The following is a 19,120-nucleotide window of genomic DNA, read 5'->3' as shown; positions in this document are numbered from 1 at the left end:
AGGTGATAAGAGGGAGCACCCTTTATCACCTTTTTTTAAAGAAAAGGCAATGTTTAGTTTTCTATACAGTAATAAATGGTAAAGATATTATTACATAACTCATTAAGGAGGATCTCATAATGGCAATTACTGCTCAAATGGTTAAAGAACTTCGTGAAAAAACAGGCGCAGGCATGATGGACTGCAAAAAAGCTCTTCAGGAAACTGAAGGTGATATGGAAAAAGCAATCGACTTCCTTCGTGAAAAAGGAATTGCTAAAGCTGCTAAAAAAGGTGACCGTATTGCTGCAGAAGGTCTTACTACTGTTAAGGTTGACGGAAACGAAGCAGTTATCCTTGAAGTAAACTCTGAAACTGATTTCGTTGCTAAAAACGAAGGATTCCAAACACTTGTTAAGGAAATCGCTGAGCATTTACTTTCTGCAAAGCCGGCTTCTGTAGAAGAAGCAACTGGCCAGACATTGGCTAACGGTGCTACTTTAGAATCTCACATCAATAGTGCAATTGCTAAAATTGGTGAGAAGCTTTCTCTTCGCCGCTTCGAAATCAAAACAAAAACTGACAACGATGCATTTGGTGCGTACCTTCACATGGGCGGACGCATTGGTGTCTTAACAGTTCTTGAAGGAACAACTGACGAAGAAGCAGCGAAAGATGTTGCAATGCATATTGCAGCCCTGAATCCTAAATATGTATCCCGTGATGAAGTGTCACAGGACGAAGTAGAGCGCGAGCGTCAAGTATTGACTCAGCAGGCTCTTAACGAGGGTAAGCCGGAAAACATCGTTGCAAAGATGGTTGAAGGACGTCTTGGTAAGTATTTTGAAGATGTTTGCGTAAACGACCAGGCTTTTGTTAAAAACCCTGATCAAAAAGTTGGCAAATTCGTTGAATCTAAAGGCGGAAAAATCCGTGAATTCGTTCGCTATGAAGTTGGAGAAGGCATCGAAAAGCGTGAAGACAACTTCGCTGAAGAAGTAATGAACCAAGTTAAGAAGTAATATTTAATAGTATTAAATCAGTTATGATTCAGGGAACACTTTGTGTTCCCTGTTTTTCAAGAATGAGATAGATTGTAAATGCAGCAATAGCGCCTATAAGCGCTTGAGCTTTTTATACTACATATGGAGGTTCTTATGAGCAGCCCAAAATTCAAACGCGTGGTCTTGAAATTAAGTGGAGAAGCTTTAGCAGGAGAGCAAGGTTTCGGAATTAATCCTTCAGTGATTAAATCAATTGCTGCACAGGTTAAGGATCTGGCTGAGTTGGGTGTCGAAGTTGCTGTTGTAGTTGGCGGCGGAAACATTTGGCGAGGAAAGATCGGAGAAGAAATGGGTATGGACAGAGCAAATGCAGACTATATGGGTATGCTTGCAACTATTATGAACTCATTGGCATTACAGGATAGCCTCGAGAATCTTGGAGTGGAGACGAGAGTTCAAACTTCAATCGAGATGAGACAGGTTGCTGAACCGTACATCCGCAGAAGAGCCATCCGCCATCTCGAGAAAAAGCGGGTTGTAATCTTTGCTGCGGGAACCGGAAATCCTTACTTCTCTACTGATACTACAGCAGCATTGCGAGCTGCAGAAATTGAAGCAGAAGTAATTCTTATGGCGAAAAACAATGTGGATGGCGTCTATTCAGCTGATCCCCGTGTTGATAAAAACGCAAAGAAATACGATGAACTTTCCTATCTTGATGTATTGAAAGAAGGATTGGCAGTAATGGATTCTACAGCATCATCTTTATGCATGGATAACAACATTCCGTTAATTGTATTTTCAATCATGGAAAAAGGCAATATTAACCGCGCCGTAATGGGTGAAACAATCGGAACAATCGTTAGGGGAAAAAATAATGCCAAAACAAGTTATTTCAGATGCAAAAGAAAGAATGACTAAAGCAATTTCAGCTTATACAAGGGAGCTTGCGAGCATCCGTGCAGGTAAAGCCAACGCTTCTTTGCTTGATCGCATCAATGTTGATTACTACGGTGCGCCGACTCCTGTTAACCAGCTTGCCGGGGTGTCCGCTCCTGAAGCGCGCCTTTTAGTCATAACGCCTTATGACAAAACCATTCTGGGAGAAATTGAAAAAGCCATCCTTAAATCTGATATCGGCTTAAATCCCTCAAATGACGGCAGTGTAATCAGACTGGCTATTCCGCAGCTAACAGAAGAACGCCGTAAAGAGCTTGTTAAGGTTGTTAAAAAAGAATCAGAAGAAGCAAAAGTTGCCATCCGCAATGTTCGCCGCGATGCCAATGATGACCTGAAAAAGCTTGAGAAAATGGAGAGATCACTGAAGATGATCTCCGCGGTTTTTCTGATGATATTCAAAAACTTACTGATGACAATATCAGCAAGATTGACGAATTAACAAAAGAAAAAGAAAAAGAAATCCTTGCAGTCTAATTTATTTTATAGTTAGAACCCTCTATCAATAGGGGGTTCTTTTACTCTTTAGGAGCATACATAATCTGATCAGGCGCTAAGGCGCCAACTCTGCTGTTATATACGAAGTAGGCAGATTCCTAACTGAATTAACTTTCTGGTAACATACTCTTTTATAGAGATATATTTAATTATTTTTGGTATGATATTATCATGCGGAAAGAGGCAATATCACTATTTTACCATTAGAATAATCTCTAAAAGATACTATGACTGAATTTCAACTATCAATTAGCGGGAAAAAGCCCCTGCTTATTGAAGTTTCACACTTTGTCTTTTATCGGAGGATTAACCTATTTTAAAGGAGCAGACTTATGTTTGATAAAATGAAGTTATGGAAGTCCCAAAACAGTTCTTCCAATCTCCGAGAGAGAGTTGAAAAAATAAAAGAATTACAAATACCTGAGCATGTTGCCATCATTATGGATGGGAATGGCAGGTGGGCCAAAAAACGAGCGCTCCCGAGAATTGCCGGCCATCATGAGGGAATGAAGGTCGTCAGAAAAATCACCAGATTTGCAAGCGATATTGGAGTGAAGACTCTAACCTTATATGCATTCTCAACTGAGAATTGGAAACGTCCTAAAATGGAAGTGGACTTTCTTATGAAGCTGCCAGAGGAATTTCTGGGAACTTTCCTTCCTGAACTGATAGAAGAGAATGTGCAGGTAAGAATGATTGGTTATTTTGACCACCTGCCTGCTCATACGCGAAATGCAGTTTCCAAAGCGATGGAAGAGACAAAAAACAACACCGGATTGGTGCTGAACTTTGCATTAAATTATGGGAGCAGAGCAGAAATACTCGAAGCCGTCAGGCATGTCTTAAATGATTGCAAAAGTGGTATAATGAATGAAAATGAATTGAATGAAGAAAAATTCTCATCCTACCTTATGACAGGCGGACTAAAGGATCCTGATCTGCTGATACGTACAAGCGGTGAAATCAGATTAAGCAATTTTATGCTCTGGCAGCTTGCATACACAGAATTCTGGTTTACGGATGTCTTATGGCCGGATTTTAATGAAGAGCAAATGCTTGAAGCGATCGAAGTATTCCAAAGCCGCCAAAGGCGTTTTGGAGGAGTACAATAAAGGTGTTGAAAATTGAATGAAACAGCGTATTATCACAGCTATTATATTTGGAGCAATCCTCCTGCCGATCATTATCCTTGGAGGCATGCCAATCATCATCCTGGCATATTTGCTGGCATCCATTGCCCTATTTGAATTATTGAAAATGAGAAATTTAAGTTTATTCTCGATTCCAGGCATTATTTCTTTATTATTATTGTGGATTTTCCTTTTGCCTAAAGAATTTCAGTCAATCCTGGATGATATGAATTATACAAAAATTGAGGTAGCTCTTTTTGGAGTGCTTCTTTTCTTAACGTATACAGTCGCGACAAAAAACAAATTTACTTTTGATGATGTAGCTTTTTCGATTATGTCAACTTTATATGTGGGCATAGGGTTTTACTATTTTATGGAGACCCGCTTCGCCGATCAAGGCCTGACCTACCTCTTTTTTGCACTTTTCCTTATTTGGGCCACAGATTCAGGTGCCTATTTTATAGGGAAAGCTATGGGGAAGAAGAAGCTTTGGCCTGAAATCAGTCCAAATAAGACTATTGAAGGTTCGCTTGGCGGTGTAGTCTGTGCTCTGGCAGTTGCGGTGTTATTTATTATCTTTACAGATATTGATGAATCTCTGCTTGGGTTATTAGTAATTACAGCAATCCTGTCAGTGTTTGGTCAAATAGGGGATTTAGTGGAATCAGCATTAAAGCGTCATTATAATGTAAAAGACTCAGGAAATATTTTGCCTGGCCATGGCGGAATTCTGGACCGTTTTGACAGTTTATTATTCGTCCTGCCATTGCTCCATTTTTTTCACCTGCTGTAATCCTATTGGCAAAATAAAATAATACATTCGGATACTAGATAATTGTTCAGCTCCGGCGCCAGCCACTCCGAGGTCATAAGCCGTGCCTGCATAAATGCAAAGAACGCCTTTAAGTGGGTGTGGCTCATCTTATGCTTGTCGGGGGTGAGCAAGGCGCTTCCGCTTTTCTTATAAGGAGGAGACTATGAAACATATCAGTTTGATGGGGGCAACAGGGTCTATTGGAATACAGACCCTCGATATTATTAAAGAGCACCCCGAGGATTTTAAGCTGGCAGCCATGTCTGCCGGGAGGAATATAGATCTTGCCAGGAAGATAATATCTGACTTTCAGCCGGAACTTGTCTCCCTATCAGAAAAAAGTTCCGCAGATATTCTTAAAACAGAGTTTCCCGGCATAACATTTACATATGGACATGAAGGTTTGATAGAAGTTGCCGTTTACAAAAAATCAGACATACTGGTTAATGCAGTATTAGGCAGTGTAGGCCTTAATCCTACCCTGCAGGCGATTGAGGAAAAGAAGACAATCGCCATCGCGAATAAGGAAACCCTTGTAACTGCCGGCCATCTGGTCATGGAAGCAGCAAAGCGTAATGGGGTACCCCTGCTTCCTGTAGACAGTGAACACTCCGCTATTTTTCAATCTCTGCAGGGGAAAAAGAAAAAAATATTGAAAGGCTCATATTAACAGCTTCTGGAGGCAGTTTCAGGGACCGCTCCCGCAAGGAACTGGAAAATGTGACTGTCAAAGAGGCGCTTAATCATCCGAATTGGTCAATGGGAGCAAAAATCACCATCGATTCTGCCACTATGATGAATAAGGGACTCGAAGTTATTGAAGCACATTGGCTTTTCTCCATGGACTACAGTAAAATAGATGTCCTTCTTCATAAAGAAAGCATTATCCATTCCATGGTGGAATATCATGACAGCAGTGTAATCGCACAGCTTGGCACACCGGATATGAGAGTACCAATACAATATGCTTTAACATATCCTGACAGGCTCCCGCTGCAAACAGCAAAACGGCTGAATCTTGCTGAAATTGGCAAGCTCCATTTTGCAGAAATGGACTTTAATCGTTTTCGCTGCCTGAAATTTGCCTATGAAGCCGGAAAAGCGGGAGGATCAATGCCAGCCGTATTGAATGCTGCGAATGAAGCTGCTGTTGCTGCATTCCTGGATGGAAAGATTACCTTCCTGCAAATAGAAGATTTCATCGAAAGAGCACTGGGCAGCCATGACATCATCAAGAATCCAAGTCTGACTGAAATTCAGGAAACAGATTTGGAAACGAGGAGATTTGTCAGCTCGCTTCTATAAGCTTGTGTTCAAGTGCTGAAAAATGTGTAAAAGCTGATAAAGTAATGCACTTACCAGCAGCAGTTGAACAACCTCTAAAAAAAGGTGGTTAAAACTTGAGTACAGTAATAGCCTTTATTGTTATTTTTGGGGCACTGGTATTTTTTCATGAACTTGGACATTTAATATTCGCAAAAAGAGCAGGAATACTCTGCCGGGAATTTGCAATTGGATTTGGGCCAAAGGTGTTTTCCTTTAAAAAAGATGAAACAGTATATACGATTCGTCTTCTGCCCATCGGCGGGTTTGTCCGCATGGCCGGTGAAGATCCTGAAATGGTGGAAATCAAACCAGGCTATCGCATCGGCTTAATCCTTGATAAAAACGAGGAAGTAAGCAAAATTATTTTAAACAACAAAGATAAATATCCTGATGCAAGAATCGTTGAAGTTGAGGATGCTGATATTGAGCATACCCTTTTAATAAAAGGATATGTTGAGGGAGAAGAGGATGAGTCCCTCCAAATTTTCAAAGTCAGCCGTTCAGCTGTACTGGTAGAGGATGGGACCGAAACGCTCATTGCTCCGTATGATCGTCAATTTGCATCAAAGACCTTGGGCCAGAGAACAATGGCGATTTTCGCGGGTCCAATGATGAATTTTGTTTTGGCTTTTATCGTTTTTGTTCTAATAGCCTTATTGCAGGGCATTCCAACAAATGAACCTGCCCTTGGCAAGCTGACGCCTGATGGTGCAGCATATGAAGCTGGGCTAAAGGAAGGCGATATGGTTCAAAGTGTGGATGGAGCCGAAATTTCAAGCTGGTCAGATGTAGTTGAAATCATTAGAAAGAACCCAAGTGAAGAACTCGAATTTTTAGTGGAAAGAAACGGTCAGGAACATACTATATCGGTTACACCAAAGGTTCAGGATGTAGAAGGTGAAAAAATTGGAATCATTGGTGTTTATAGCCCGATGGAAAAATCTCCATTAAAGGCTATTACCTACGGAGCCAAAGAAACGTATTTCTGGACAAAAGAAATTTTTGTTATGCTGGGTAAGCTTGTCACTGGACAGTTTTCAATTGATGCATTATCAGGCCCGGTAGGCATTTATGTTTCAACAGATACTGTAGCCAAATCCGGCATCTACTACCTGATGAAATGGGCAGGAATCCTAAGCATAAATCTGGGAATTATGAACCTGCTTCCAATTCCGGCTCTTGATGGCGGAAGATTAATGTTCTTTGCAGTAGAGGCAGTAAGAGGGAAGCCAATTGACCGCCACAAAGAGGGAATGGTCCATTTTATAGGATTTGCCCTTTTAATGCTCTTAATGTTAGTGGTCACATGGAACGATATTCAGAGATTTTTCCTTTAAAAAATCAGTGCAGGGCAACATTCCTGCAGAAAAATATGCTCTAATTCAGACAAAAAACGGGTTCCAAAATGGAATCCGTTTTTTCAATCACTATTTCATACGATATGTTATAATTAAGTCCGTCTGTTTTTTAAATTACAATAAAAAATTCAACTTAAAATAGAAATCAAGAATATTGGATGGGAGAGAGAAAGATGAGCGAACCTTCTAGATTTCAGCTCTTGCTCCAGCAGATGCAGCTAACTGAAGATGCCTTTGTGCAGCACTTTCATGATGCCCAAATCGAAAGGGTCATAGTCGAAAGACAGTCACGGAAATGGCATTTTTATTTTGCTTTTCCAAAGATTTTGCCTTGCAGTGTATATAGCCGTTTCACAGATCAGCTGGAAAAAACATTTTCCCATATCGCAGAAATTTCATATAGCATCTCTGTCAGAAATCAGGATTTTACTGAACAGCTTGTACTTGAATACTGGCATAACTGCATTAAAGAAATGGATGGCATGGCGCCGCCGCTATTAAAGCTTCTGAATGAGCAGGTTCCTTCTGTACAGGGCAACAAAATTATCATTAAAGTCCGTAATGAATTGGAAGGATTGTCTATCAAGAAGAAGTATGCCGGCATTATGTCAGATGTGTTTCAAGTGTTTGGCTTTCCGGCCTTAACAGTTGATACAGAAGTTTCCACTGATGGTTCCAATGAAGAATATGAAAAGTTCATGGAAGCCAAACGCAAAGAAGACCAGGAGCGTGGTCTCCAGGCAGCAATCGAAATGCAGAAGAAAGAAGCTGAAGCTGAATCTGCAGATCACACAGCACCCAAGGGGCCGCTTACGATTGGTCTTACCATTAAAGATGATGCTGATTACCGCAAATTGATTGATATAGTAGATGAAGAACGCCGGGTAGCCGTTGAAGGCTACGTGTTTGCTGCCGAGACAAGAGAGCTCCGCAGCGGCCGGACACTCTTAACTTTTAAAATTACGGATTATACCAGTTCCATTCTAGTAAAAATGTTTTCCCGGGATAAAGAGGATGCCGCTTTATATCAGCATATTCAAAAAGGGATGTGGCTAAAGGTCCGGGGAAGCATTCAAAACGATACTTTTGTCCGTGATCTGGTAATGATCGGGAACGATATTAATGAGATCAAACCTATCCAAAGGCAGGATACATCGCCTGCTGAAGAAAAAAGGGTTGAACTTCATCTTCATACTCCGATGAGCCAAATGGATGCTGTTTCATCTGTCAGTGCACTGGTTTCCCAGGCGAAGAAATGGGGCCATAAAGCAGTGGCCATTACAGACCATGCTGTTGCTCAGTCATTCCCTGAAGCCTATGGTGCCGGGAAAAAGAATGATATTAAGATTCTGTACGGAATTGAAGTAAACCTTGTGGATGATGGTGTGCCGATTGCTTATAATGATGCGCATCGCAAGCTTACTGATGATACGTATGTTGTATTTGATGTTGAGACAACCGGCTTATCAGCTGTATATGATACGATTATTGAGCTTGCCGCAGTTAAGATTCATGATGGTGAAATCATTGATCGATTTGAATCCTTTGCAAACCCTCATCACCCTTTATCCGCAACAACCATTAATCTGACTGGAATAACAGATGATCTGGTGGAGAATGCACCGGAAGTGGAAGAAGTTCTGAAGAAATTCCAGGAATGGACAGGAGATGCTGTTTTAGTAGCACATAATGCTTCATTCGATATGGGGTTCCTGAATGTCGGCTATAAAAAAATCGGTATTGGCAAGGCGCCAAATCCTGTAATAGATACTCTTGAACTTGCACGTTTTTTATATCCCGACATGAAAAATCACCGTCTGAATACCCTTGCCAAAAAATTCGATGTTGAACTTACCCAGCATCACCGTGCTATCTATGATGCGGAGGCAACAGGCTATCTGCTGCTTAAGATGCTAAAGGGTGCAGAAGAAAAAGGGATTGAATATCATGATCAGTTCAATGACAATATGGGGCAGGGAAATGCTTATCAGCGTGCAAGACCAGCCCATTGCACCCTGCTTGCACAAACAGAAACAGGTCTGAAGAACCTTTTTAAACTCGTATCCATCTCGCATATGGAATACTTTTACAGAGTACCGCGCATTCCCAGGTCAGTCCTTCAAAAGCATCGTGAAGGAATACTGGTTGGTTCCGGGTGCGATAAAGGGGAAGTCTTTGAAGGCATGATGCAGAAATCTCCGGATGAAGTCGAAGATACTGCACAATTCTATGATTATCTTGAAGTCCATCCAAAAGCCGTTTATGCACACCTTTTAGAGCTTGAACTTGTAAGAGATGAAAAAGCGCTTGAAGAAATCATCGGCAATATTGTTAAATTGGGTGATAAGCTTGGTCTGCCGGTAGTCGCAACCGGCAATGTCCATTACCTAAACCCTAATGATAAAATCTATCGGAAGATCCTTGTTAATTCCCAGGGAGGCGCGAATCCGCTGAATCGCCATCAGCTTCCGGATGTTCATTTCAGGACTACCAATGAAATGCTTGACGCTTTTTCATTTCTCGGCAAAGACAAAGCGAAGGAAATTGTGATAGAGAATACGAACAAAATAGCGGATATGATTGAAGAAATAAAGCCGATTAAAGATGATTTGTATACGCCAAAAATTGAAGGCGCAGATGAAGAGATGCGCAGCATGAGTTACGGAATGGCAAGGAGAATCTATGGTGATCCGCTTCCTGAGATTGTTGAAGCGCGCCTTGAAAAAGAGCTTAAGAGTATTATCGGACATGGTTTCGCGGTTATCTATCTGATCTCTCACAAGCTTGTAAAAAAATCACTGGATGATGGCTATCTGGTTGGTTCCCGTGGATCTGTCGGATCCTCCTTTGTTGCGACAATGACCGAAATAACAGAGGTAAATCCGCTGCCGCCGCATTACGTTTGCCCGGAATGCAAAACATCCGAGTTTTTCAATGACGGGTCAGTTGGCTCCGGCTTCGACCTGCCTGATAAAGATTGTCCGAGCTGCGGAGCTAAATATAAAAAGGATGGACATGATATTCCGTTCGAAACGTTCCTTGGTTTCAAGGGAGATAAAGTTCCCGACATTGACTTGAACTTCTCTGGGGAATACCAGCCTAGAGCCCATAACTATACAAAGGTGCTATTCGGCGAGGATTATGTATACCGTGCCGGTACGATCGGTACTGTTGCCGATAAAACAGCTTTTGGTTATGTCAAAGCATATCAGAACGATAATAATCTGCAAATTAGGGGTGCGGAAATTGACAGGCTCGCTTCCGGCTGTACAGGGGTGAAGCGGACAACCGGACAGCATCCGGGCGGTATCATTGTTGTGCCGGACTACATGGATATATACGACTTTTCGCCAATTCAGTTCCCTGCAGACGACCGGACATCTGAATGGAAAACAACCCATTTTGACTTCCATTCCATTCATGATAATTTATTAAAACTTGATATACTGGGTCACGATGATCCGACTGTTATTAGAATGCTTCAAGACCTGAGCGGAATTGATCCAAAAACCATTCCCACAGATGACCCTGAAGTAATGAAAATTTTCAGCGGGCCGGAATCACTTGGTGTGACAGAAGAGCAAATCATGTGTAAAACCGGAACACTTGGCATACCCGAATTTGGTACGCGGTTTGTCCGCCAGATGCTCGAAGATACAAAACCGACCACTTTCTCAGAGCTTGTGCAGATTTCAGGTCTTTCTCATGGTACAGATGTTTGGCTCGGAAATGCCCAGGAATTAATCCATAATAACATCTGTAACCTAAGTGAAGTAATCGGCTGCCGTGATGATATAATGGTTTATTTAATCTATCAGGGCCTGGAGCCTGCTTTTGCTTTCAAAATCATGGAATCGGTCCGTAAGGGTAAAGGTCTGAGCGATGAGATGGAAGAGGAAATGAGAAAGAATGAAGTGCCTGAATGGTACATTGATTCCTGTAAAAAGATTAAATACATGTTCCCTAAAGCCCATGCGGCTGCTTACGTATTAATGGCTGTCCGGATTGCCTACTTTAAAGTGCACCATCCGCTTCTCTACTATGCAGCATACTTTACTGTCCGTGCAGAAGACTTTGATGTGGATGCAATGGTTAAAGGATCCCAGGCGATCCGTGCACTCATCGAAGAAATCAATGCAAAGGGACTTGATGCTTCAACGAAAGAAAAGAACCTCTTAACTGTAATGGAATTGGCTCTGGAAATGAATGAAAGGGGATTTAATTTCCAAAAGGTGGACTTATACCGCTCAAGCGCAAGTGAGTTTATCATTGATGGAGATTCTTTGATACCGCCGTTTAATTCCATTCCGGGTTTGGGTACAAATGCAGCATTCAATATAGTAAAAGCAAGGGGAGAAGGGGAATTCCTCTCGAAGGAAGACCTGCAGCAGCGCGGAAAAGTGTCGAAGACGATTATAGAGTATCTTGATAACCACGGCTGCCTTGAATCCCTTCCGGAACAAAACCAGCTGTCTCTATTCTAAAAATAGACGAGCGAATGGTTCAAACCCTACTGCTGACAGCTATTCCATTTGCATAAAAAAATTGGTTATGGTATAGTTTTATTGGAAATACTAAGAATAACTCTCGCAAAAGGAAGAGTGGGGCAACCCACTCTTTCGTGTTGTGTACGGTTTTTTCTTAATATCGGATCTATGTTAAAACTATATGTTAATTAAGTTTAGCAGAGCCAATTTCTGATTTATTGATTGAAAAACAGCGCTTAAGATTCCATGAAAAAGGAGGGATATGAATGAGCAAAGTGACTGAAACGGTGGAACAACTCGTCACCCCTATTGTGGATGAACTTAATTTAGAATTAGTCGACATTGAATATGTAAAAGAAGGGAAAGACTGGTTCCTTCGCGTATTTATTGATAAAGAAACTGGTGTTGATATCGAGGAATGCGGAATGGTCAGTGAAAGGCTAAGCGAAAAGCTTGATGCTGAAGATCCGATTCCATACAACTATTTCTTGGAAGTTTCATCGCCGGGAGCTGAACGCCCTCTTAAGAAAGACAGTGATTTTATTAAAGCAGTCGGCAAGAATGTTTACATTAAAACATACGAGCCCATTGATGGTGAAAAGACGTTCGAAGGTGTGTTAACCCAATTTGACGGCGAGACCGTTACGGTAGAAGTGAAAATCAAAACAAGGAAGAAAAACATTGAAATTCCTTATGAGAAGGTAGCGAATGCCCGTTTAGCCGTTGTATTTGAATAACAGCTGATTGCGGGCTTGCTTATTAAGAAAAGCAAATTGCTGCTTTAAAGTTGATCATTTTTTAAAAGAGAAATAAAAGGGGGATATAAATCTCATGAGCAGTGAACTTTTGGATGCTCTGACATTGCTTGAGAAAGAAAAAGGCATTTCTCGCGATGTGATTATCGAAGCCATTGAAGCTGCATTGGTGTCAGCCTACCGCAGAAACTTTAATCAGGCACAGAATGTGCGCATTGATTTAAACCTAGGGAACGGAACGATGAGAGTCTTTGCCCGCAAAGAGGTAGTGGATGAAGTATTTGATCCGCGTCTTGAGATCTCTGTGGAGGATGCACAAAAAATCAACCCGAACTACCAGGTGGAAGATGTCGTTGAAATGGAAGTAACACCTAAGGACTTTGGGCGTATTGCTGCCCAGACTGCAAAACAGGTAGTTACACAGCGTGTCCGTGAAGCGGAGAGAGGCATCATTTACTCTGAATTTATCGACCGTGAAGAAGATATTATGACGGGAATTGTTCAGCGTACAGATCCTAAGTTCATCTATGTGAGCCTTGGAAAGATTGAAGCGATCCTTCCGGCGAACGAACAAATGCCAAATGAGCGTTATCAGCCCCATGACCGCATTAAAGTCTTTATTACAAAGGTAGAAAAGACAACAAAAGGTCCACAGATCTTCGTAAGCAGGACCCATCCTGGCCTGCTGAAGAGATTATTTGAGATCGAAGTTCCTGAGATCTATGATGGAACTGTAGAAATCAAATCCGTTGCGCGTGAAGCAGGGGACCGTTCTAAGATCTCGGTTCATTCTGACAATGAAGAAGTTGATCCGGTAGGTTCATGTGTAGGTCCTAAAGGAACACGTGTACAGGCGATAGTCAATGAGCTCAAGGGTGAGAAAATTGATATCGTTAAATGGTCTTCAGATCCGGTAGTATTCGTCGCAAATGCATTAAGCCCTTCAAAGGTGCTTGACGTAATCGTAAATGAAGATGACAAAGCAACAACTGTTGTAGTTCCTGATTATCAGCTTTCTCTGGCAATAGGAAAGCGCGGACAGAATGCCAGACTTGCAGCAAAGCTTACAGGCTGGAAAATAGACATCAAATCAGAAACAGATGCCCGTGAAGCCGGAATTTATCCGAGGGATGAAAAACTGTTGAACTTTGATAATGATGATTATGAAAACGAAGACTATGAAAATGATGCAGACTTCGATTTTCAGAATGAACACTTAGAGGGAAAAGAATAGGGAAGAGGTGAATGATCGTGAACAATCGTAAAAAAGTTCCTTTGCGAAAATGTGTCGCTACCGGTGAAATGAGGCCGAAAAAAGAACTCGTTCGCATCGTTCGCTCCAAAGAAGGGGAAGTTTCTGTTGACCCGACCGGAAAAAAATCAGGTCGCGGGGCTTATCTTTCCAAAGAAAAGGAAGCAGTTTTGTTAGCAAAGAAGAAGAATATCTTAGCCAATCATTTAGAAGTTTCCATAGATGATGCTGTCTATGAAGACCTCTTGGAGTTAATAGAGAAGGAGAAACGGCAATCCAAATGAATTCAAATCAATGGATGTCATTGCTTGGCTTAGCCAATCGGGCACGGAAAATTACTTCGGGAGAAGAGCTTGCTGTTAAAGAAATCAGAAACGGCAAAGCAAAGCTTGTTTTGCTGTCTGCAGATGCATCCGCAAATACGGCAAAAAAAGTTACAGATAAATGTAAATCATTTGGGGTTCCATATAAGCTGATTCAAAACCGGGAAATGCTCGGCAAGGCTATAGGGAAGGAAGCCCGCGTTGTGGTGGCAGTGTTAGATGCCGGATTTGCAAAAAAGCTGTTAACGTTGCTCGATTAATACTAGCGGGGGTGAAAGTATGAGTAAAATGCGCGTTTATGAATATGCGAAAAAACATAACATTTCAAGCAAGGATGTTATTACAAAATTAAAAGACATGAATATTGAGGTTTCCAATCATATGACTACGATTGAGCCGGCGGCAGTCCAGAAGCTTGATGGTATTTTTATCAAGAATGACAGCCAGGCTCAAAACCAGAGCAAACCTCAAAACCAGCAGAAGCCGCAGGGAAATCAAAAGACGGCTACAAATAATAGTGCCGGCAATTCCACAGCTGCTAAAAGCAAGCCTCAGAATAAATCCGGTGACAACAGAAGCCAGGGACAGGGCAGCCAGTCCGGCAAAAACTTCTCCGGCAACAATAGAGGCAATAACAACAACAGAAACAATAATAACAATAGAAACAATAACAATAACCGAAACAACAATAAGAATAAAAACAACAAAGGCAAACAGCAGCAGACGCACGTGGCCCCAACTCCTAAAAAGGTGAAGGAGCTTCCTTCAAAAATTACTTTCAGCGAATCACTGACAGTAGCGGAACTGGGAAAGAAGCTTCACCGCGAGCCTTCTGAAATCATTAAAAAGCTATTTATGCTTGGTGTTATGGCAACCATTAACCAGGAGCTTGACAAAGATGCGATTGAGCTGATTGCAGGTGAATATGGTGTTGAAGTAGAAGAAGAGATACTGGTTGATACAACCGATCTTGAAGTATACTTCACTGAAGATGAAAATGCCGAAGTGGTGGAACGTCCATCTGTTGTAACAATCATGGGACACGTTGACCATGGTAAAACAACATTGCTTGACTCTATCCGCAACACGAAAGTAACTGCTGGAGAAGCAGGCGGAATCACTCAGCACATCGGAGCTTATCAAGTTGAAGAAAACGGCAAAAAGATTACTTTCCTTGATACTCCTGGACACGCTGCGTTCACAACTATGCGTGCCCGCGGTGCGAAAATCACCGATATAACAATTCTAGTTGTAGCAGCAGATGACGGTGTAATGCCGCAAACAGTTGAAGCGATTAACCATGCGAAAGCAGCAGAAGTGCCAATCATTGTGGCTGTTAACAAAATGGATAAGGAAGCAGCAAATCCTGATCGTGTTATGCAGGAACTGACTGAACATGGCCTGGTTCCAGAAGCATGGGGCGGAGACACGATTTTTGTTCCAATCTCAGCTATTAAAGGCGAGGGAATTGATGAACTGCTTGAAATGATTCTTCTTGTAGGTGAAGTGGAAGAATACAAAGCAAATCCTGATCGCAATGCCGTTGGTACAGTTATCGAAGCACAGCTTGACAAAGGACGCGGTTCAGTTGCGACGCTGCTTGTGCAAAACGGTACATTGAAGGTAGGAGACCCTATCGTTGTCGGTAACTCATTTGGACGTGTCCGTGCAATGGTTAATGACCTTGGCCGCCGTGTGAAAACTGCCGGACCTTCAACTCCTGTAGAGATTACAGGTCTTAACGATGTTCCTCAAGCCGGTGACCGCTTCGCTGTTCTTGATGATGAAAAGACAGCCCGTCAGGTTGGGGAAGCCCGTGCGCAGCAGGCATTGCAGGCTCAAAGAAATGAAAAAACACGCGTAAGTCTGGATAACTTGTTTGAACATATGAAACAAGGAGAAATGAAAGACTTAAACATCGTTGTGAAAGCGGACGTTCAAGGTTCTGCGGAAGCATTGACTGCCGCTCTTCATAAGATCGATGTAGAAGGTGTTAATGTTCGTATCCTTCATACAGGTGTAGGTGCCATTAACGAGTCTGACATCACTTTAGCTGCTGCTTTCAACGCTATTGTGATTGGATTCAATGTACGTCCTGACAATAACGCAAAACGTGCAGCAGATGCAGAAAATGTTGACATCCGCCTGCACCGCATCATCTACAAAGTAATCGAGGAAATCGAATTGGCGATGCAGGGTATGCTTGATCCTGAGTTCCAGGAAAAAATTATCGGCCAGGCTGAAGTACGCCTGACATTCAAAGTTTCCAAAATCGGTACTATTGCAGGTTCTTATGTTACGGAAGGGAAAATCACCCGTGACAGCGGCGTTCGTTTAATCCGCGATGGAGTTGTAATTTTTGAAGGTGAAGTTGACGCTCTTAAGCGATTCAAAGATGACGCTAAAGAAGTAGCACAAGGCTATGAGTGCGGTATTACCATCAAAAACTTTAATGACGTCAAGGAAGGCGACGTAATCGAAGCATATATTATGGAAGAAGTGGAACGTTAATGATAATTGGGCTTGCTGCCTGTGAATGTATCATTTATGACACACATTCTTTGAAAGAAAAACGGGCTGTTTTGCAGCGCATTTTAACCCGGCTGAAACAAAGATACAATGTTTCTGTATCTGAGGTGGACTATCAGGACCTATGGCAGCGGACTAAAATTGCCATTGTGGCCGTTTCATCCACTCAGGTTTCAACTGAGCACGAGCTGCAAAATGCTCTGAAAATGATTGATTCGTTCCCGGAAATTGAACGGACAATTACAGATTTAGAGTGGCTTTAAGAAGAGGTGATATAGAATGAGCCTTAGAGCAAATAGAGTTGGGGAACAAATGAAAAAAGAACTGGGCGAAATCATCAGCCGAAAAATCAAGGATCCGCGGGTTGGTTTTGTAACAGTCACTGATGTTCAAGTAACCGGGGATCTCCAGCAGGCAACCGTGTTTATTTCAGTTCTGGGTGATGAGGAACAAAGAGAAAATACGCTTCGCGGGCTGGCTAAAGCAAAAGGCTTTATCCGATCTGAAATCGGCCAGCGAATCCGGCTGCGGAAAACACCGGAAATCCTATTCGAATTTGATGAATCAATCGACTACGGCAACCGTATCGACTCGTTGCTTCATCAAATCCAGGACGAAGGCCGTTCCAAAGATGAGGAACGCTCCAAAGATGAAGAATAATGGAATGGATAGACACTTTGTCTATCCATTTTTTTCTAAAAATATATAGACAAGGTGGTACATATAATGGAAGGGATTTTGCCGCTTTTTAAACCTAAGGGAATGACTTCCCATGATTGTGTGTTCAGGCTGCGGAAGATTCTGCGAATGAAAAGAATCGGCCACACCGGAACACTGGACCCTGACGTGACAGGAGTACTTCCCATCTGCCTTGGGAGGGCAACGAAGGTGGCCGAATACATAACAGACGCAGGGAAATCTTATGAGGGAGAAGTTACAATCGGCTTTTCTACGACAACAGAAGATGCATCTGGTGAAGTTGTAGAAAGGAAAGATGTTTCATCACCTATTTCCAGAAATCAGGTGATGAAAGTGCTCCAAAGCCTGACAGGGGAAATTATACAGACACCCCCCATGTATTCAGCAGTAAAGGTGAATGGCAAGCGCCTCTATGAATATGCAAGACAGGGAATAGAAGTGGAACGGCCTTCCAGGAAAGTAACTATCTACTCAATTGAACTTCTCGATGAGAGAGAGATGTTTGAGGATGAGAATATTACCTTCCGTTTCCGTGTAGCCTGCAGCAAAGGTACATACATCCGTACGCTTGCGGTCATGATTGGGAGTGAACTGGGATATCCTGCCCATATGTCTGAACTGGTAAGAATCCAGTCTGCCTCACTCAAACTTGATGATTGCCTGACTTTTGAAGAAATAGAAGACAGGGCCGAGAAGGGAACAATGGACGAGGTTCTTAGGCCGATGGAGGCTGCGATTTCTCATTTGCCGAAATTTCATATAAGTGATAAAGTAGCAGAGAAAGTAAAAAATGGGGCTGTATTAACTATCCCTGATCATTTGCTCGACACTAGAGGCCCAATCGCAGTAGAAGAAGAGCAAGGTCTTGTTCTGGCGATTTATGAGCATCACCCCCGCAAACCAGGGTTAATGAAGCCAGTAAAGGTGTTAAGGAATGATCAATAAGCACTCGTTTAAAAGCTGTGCATTTATATAGGTCCAGGCTCTGTAGAGAAAAGGTGAATTATTAATATGGAAGTTATTCATATACATCATCCCCATCGAATGGATAAAAACGAAATGCCTGAATTGGCAATAGCACTTGGCTATTTTGATGGTGTTCATCTGGGTCATCAGAAAGTCATCCGTGAAGCAAGGTCGATAGCTGAACAAAAAGGATTAAAAAGTGCTGTCATGACATTTGATCCTCATCCCTCGGTCGTTTTGGGGAAAAGCGTTCAGCATGTGGAGTATATTACGCCTCTTGAAGACAAAATTGGCATCATAGCAGATCTAGGTATAGATTATTTGTTTGTTATCAACTTTACAAGGGAATTTGCTAATCTGCTGCCACAGGAGTTTGTGGACCAATACCTGATTGGTCTTAATGCAAAACATGTCGTGGCAGGCTTTGATTATTCCTATGGACGAATGGGACGCGGCACAATGGAAACATTGCTGTTCCATTCTAGAGATCAATTTGATTACTCTGTCGTTGCAAAGCTGGCAAAAGAAGACGAAAAAATCAGTTCTACGCTAATAAGGAAATATATTCGCGAAGGGAAAACGGGTGAGCTTTCCGGCCTTTTAGGAAGATATTATAAAACATCCGGAATCGTTGTTCATGGTGATAAGAGAGGCCGGACAATCGGCTTTCCTACAGCGAATGTTGACGTTTCTGATGATTGCATCATTCCCCCTCCCGGTGTATATGCTGTAAGATTCTCAGTAGATGGCAGCTGGTATGAAGGCGTCTGTAATGTCGGCTACAAACCTACTTTTAATCAGGAAAAAGGGGACAGGCCATCAGTTGAAGTCCATATTTTTGATTTCACTTCAGATATTTATGGCAGGAAGGTTACCGTTGAATGGCATAAGCATCTTAGAAGCGAAAGGAAATTTGCCGGCGTTCAGGAGTTAATTGCGCAAATCGAAAAGGATAAACAGCAGACTGAGCAATATTTTGAGAAAAACAGGGTTTAGCCTTGCTTTTTGTCATAAAAAGTTGTATTCTAAGTAACGTACCAAAT

15 protein-coding genes and 2 pseudogenes are annotated in these 19,120 nt (G+C 42.1%); all 17 read left to right on the top strand.

Translation table 11 applies throughout. The annotated features are described in order from the left end of the window. Window positions 1–119: 119 nt before the first annotated feature. The 17 genes and pseudogenes from tsf (at window position 120) to ribF (ending at window position 19,073) form a co-directional block, all read left to right on the top strand. Window positions 120–1,001 carry a translation elongation factor Ts gene (gene tsf, locus LLY41_RS14875; RefSeq protein WP_095242378.1) on the top strand — a complete coding sequence of 294 codons (882 nt, stop codon included), beginning with the start codon at window positions 120–122 and terminating at the stop codon, window positions 999–1,001. A gap of 135 nt (window positions 1,002–1,136) precedes the next feature. Further along, window positions 1,137–1,904, top strand: a complete 768-nt coding sequence (gene pyrH, locus LLY41_RS14870) for a UMP kinase (protein ID WP_304585743.1) — start codon at window positions 1,137–1,139, stop codon at window positions 1,902–1,904. Then, a pseudogene (gene frr, locus LLY41_RS14865) lies at window positions 1,861–2,417 on the top strand (ribosome recycling factor). The gene pyrH and the pseudogene frr overlap by 44 nt, the downstream one beginning before the upstream one ends. Before the next feature lie 353 nt (window positions 2,418–2,770). Beyond that, complete coding sequence (locus tag LLY41_RS14860; RefSeq protein ID WP_095242381.1) at window positions 2,771–3,550, top strand: undecaprenyl pyrophosphate synthase; 780 nt, start codon at window positions 2,771–2,773, stop codon at window positions 3,548–3,550. A 16-nt stretch (window positions 3,551–3,566) separates the two neighbouring features. Beyond that, window positions 3,567–4,361 carry a phosphatidate cytidylyltransferase gene (locus tag LLY41_RS14855; protein WP_095242382.1) on the top strand — a complete coding sequence of 265 codons (795 nt, stop codon included), beginning with the start codon at window positions 3,567–3,569 and terminating at the stop codon, window positions 4,359–4,361. 184 nt (window positions 4,362–4,545) lie between these two features. Next, window positions 4,546–5,687, top strand: a pseudogene (gene dxr / locus LLY41_RS14850) (1-deoxy-D-xylulose-5-phosphate reductoisomerase). Window positions 5,688–5,782: 95 nt separating this feature from the next. Then, entirely contained in the window at window positions 5,783–7,045 is a 1,263-nt protein-coding gene (gene rseP / locus LLY41_RS14845; RefSeq protein WP_095242384.1) for an RIP metalloprotease RseP, read from the top strand. Window positions 7,046–7,239: 194 nt separating this feature from the next. Continuing rightward, window positions 7,240–11,550, top strand: a complete 4,311-nt coding sequence (locus tag LLY41_RS14840; RefSeq protein WP_095242385.1) for a PolC-type DNA polymerase III — start codon at window positions 7,240–7,242, stop codon at window positions 11,548–11,550. A 269-nt stretch (window positions 11,551–11,819) separates the two neighbouring features. Continuing rightward, window positions 11,820–12,290: a ribosome maturation factor RimP gene (rimP, locus tag LLY41_RS14835; protein ID WP_095242386.1), complete on the top strand. Its 471-nt coding sequence runs from the start codon at window positions 11,820–11,822 to the stop codon at window positions 12,288–12,290. 94 nt (window positions 12,291–12,384) lie between these two features. Continuing rightward, on the top strand, window positions 12,385–13,542 hold the full coding sequence (nusA, locus tag LLY41_RS14830) for a transcription termination factor NusA (RefSeq protein WP_304585742.1): 1,158 nt from the start codon (window positions 12,385–12,387) through the stop codon (window positions 13,540–13,542). 17 nt (window positions 13,543–13,559) lie between these two features. Continuing rightward, window positions 13,560–13,844 carry an RNase P modulator RnpM gene (gene rnpM / locus LLY41_RS14825; protein WP_095242459.1) on the top strand — a complete coding sequence of 95 codons (285 nt, stop codon included), beginning with the start codon at window positions 13,560–13,562 and terminating at the stop codon, window positions 13,842–13,844. Beyond that, window positions 13,841–14,143, top strand: coding sequence for a YlxQ family RNA-binding protein (locus LLY41_RS14820; protein ID WP_009330704.1), 303 nt, complete (start codon window positions 13,841–13,843; stop codon window positions 14,141–14,143). The genes rnpM and LLY41_RS14820 overlap by 4 nt, the downstream gene beginning before the upstream one ends. A 19-nt stretch (window positions 14,144–14,162) precedes the next feature. After that, complete coding sequence (gene infB / locus LLY41_RS14815) at window positions 14,163–16,394, top strand: translation initiation factor IF-2 (protein ID WP_304585741.1); 2,232 nt, start codon at window positions 14,163–14,165, stop codon at window positions 16,392–16,394. Continuing rightward, complete coding sequence (locus LLY41_RS14810) at window positions 16,394–16,675, top strand: DUF503 domain-containing protein (RefSeq protein WP_009330702.1); 282 nt, start codon at window positions 16,394–16,396, stop codon at window positions 16,673–16,675. The genes infB and LLY41_RS14810 overlap by 1 nt, the downstream gene beginning before the upstream one ends. A 16-nt stretch (window positions 16,676–16,691) precedes the next feature. Continuing rightward, on the top strand, window positions 16,692–17,072 hold the full coding sequence (gene rbfA, locus LLY41_RS14805; protein WP_095242389.1) for a 30S ribosome-binding factor RbfA: 381 nt from the start codon (window positions 16,692–16,694) through the stop codon (window positions 17,070–17,072). A 66-nt stretch (window positions 17,073–17,138) separates the two neighbouring features. Beyond that, complete coding sequence (gene truB / locus LLY41_RS14800) at window positions 17,139–18,056, top strand: tRNA pseudouridine(55) synthase TruB (protein WP_304585740.1); 918 nt, start codon at window positions 17,139–17,141, stop codon at window positions 18,054–18,056. Window positions 18,057–18,122: 66 nt separating this feature from the next. Beyond that, window positions 18,123–19,073, top strand: a complete 951-nt coding sequence (gene ribF, locus LLY41_RS14795; protein ID WP_304585739.1) for a bifunctional riboflavin kinase/FAD synthetase — start codon at window positions 18,123–18,125, stop codon at window positions 19,071–19,073. The last annotated feature ends 47 nt before the right edge of the window (window positions 19,074–19,120 follow it).

The sequence above is a fragment of the Cytobacillus firmus genome (genome assembly GCF_023612095.1).
Lineage (GTDB): Bacteria > Bacillota > Bacilli > Bacillales > Cytobacillaceae > Cytobacillus.
This window is presented reverse-complemented; position numbering and strand designations above follow the sequence as displayed.

Excerpts from the sequence above, each read along its gene's own strand:
- LLY41_RS14820 (WP_009330704.1), top strand. The coding sequence starts at position 13,841 with ATGAATTCAAATCAATGGATGTCATTGCTTGGCTTAGCCAATCGGGCA.
- rbfA (WP_095242389.1), top strand. The coding sequence starts at position 16,692 with ATGAGCCTTAGAGCAAATAGAGTTGGGGAACAAATGAAAAAAGAACTG.
- truB (WP_304585740.1), top strand. The coding sequence starts at position 17,139 with ATGGAAGGGATTTTGCCGCTTTTTAAACCTAAGGGAATGACTTCCCAT.
- rimP (WP_095242386.1), top strand. The coding sequence starts at position 11,820 with ATGAGCAAAGTGACTGAAACGGTGGAACAACTCGTCACCCCTATTGTG.
- LLY41_RS14860 (WP_095242381.1), top strand. The coding sequence starts at position 2,771 with ATGTTTGATAAAATGAAGTTATGGAAGTCCCAAAACAGTTCTTCCAAT.
- infB (WP_304585741.1), top strand. The coding sequence starts at position 14,163 with ATGAGTAAAATGCGCGTTTATGAATATGCGAAAAAACATAACATTTCA.
- LLY41_RS14810 (WP_009330702.1), top strand. The coding sequence starts at position 16,394 with ATGATAATTGGGCTTGCTGCCTGTGAATGTATCATTTATGACACACAT.
- tsf (WP_095242378.1), top strand. The coding sequence starts at position 120 with ATGGCAATTACTGCTCAAATGGTTAAAGAACTTCGTGAAAAAACAGGC.
- LLY41_RS14855 (WP_095242382.1), top strand. The coding sequence starts at position 3,567 with ATGAAACAGCGTATTATCACAGCTATTATATTTGGAGCAATCCTCCTG.
- LLY41_RS14840 (WP_095242385.1), top strand. The coding sequence starts at position 7,240 with ATGAGCGAACCTTCTAGATTTCAGCTCTTGCTCCAGCAGATGCAGCTA.
- nusA (WP_304585742.1), top strand. The coding sequence starts at position 12,385 with ATGAGCAGTGAACTTTTGGATGCTCTGACATTGCTTGAGAAAGAAAAA.
- pyrH (WP_304585743.1), top strand. The coding sequence starts at position 1,137 with ATGAGCAGCCCAAAATTCAAACGCGTGGTCTTGAAATTAAGTGGAGAA.
- ribF (WP_304585739.1), top strand. The coding sequence starts at position 18,123 with ATGGAAGTTATTCATATACATCATCCCCATCGAATGGATAAAAACGAA.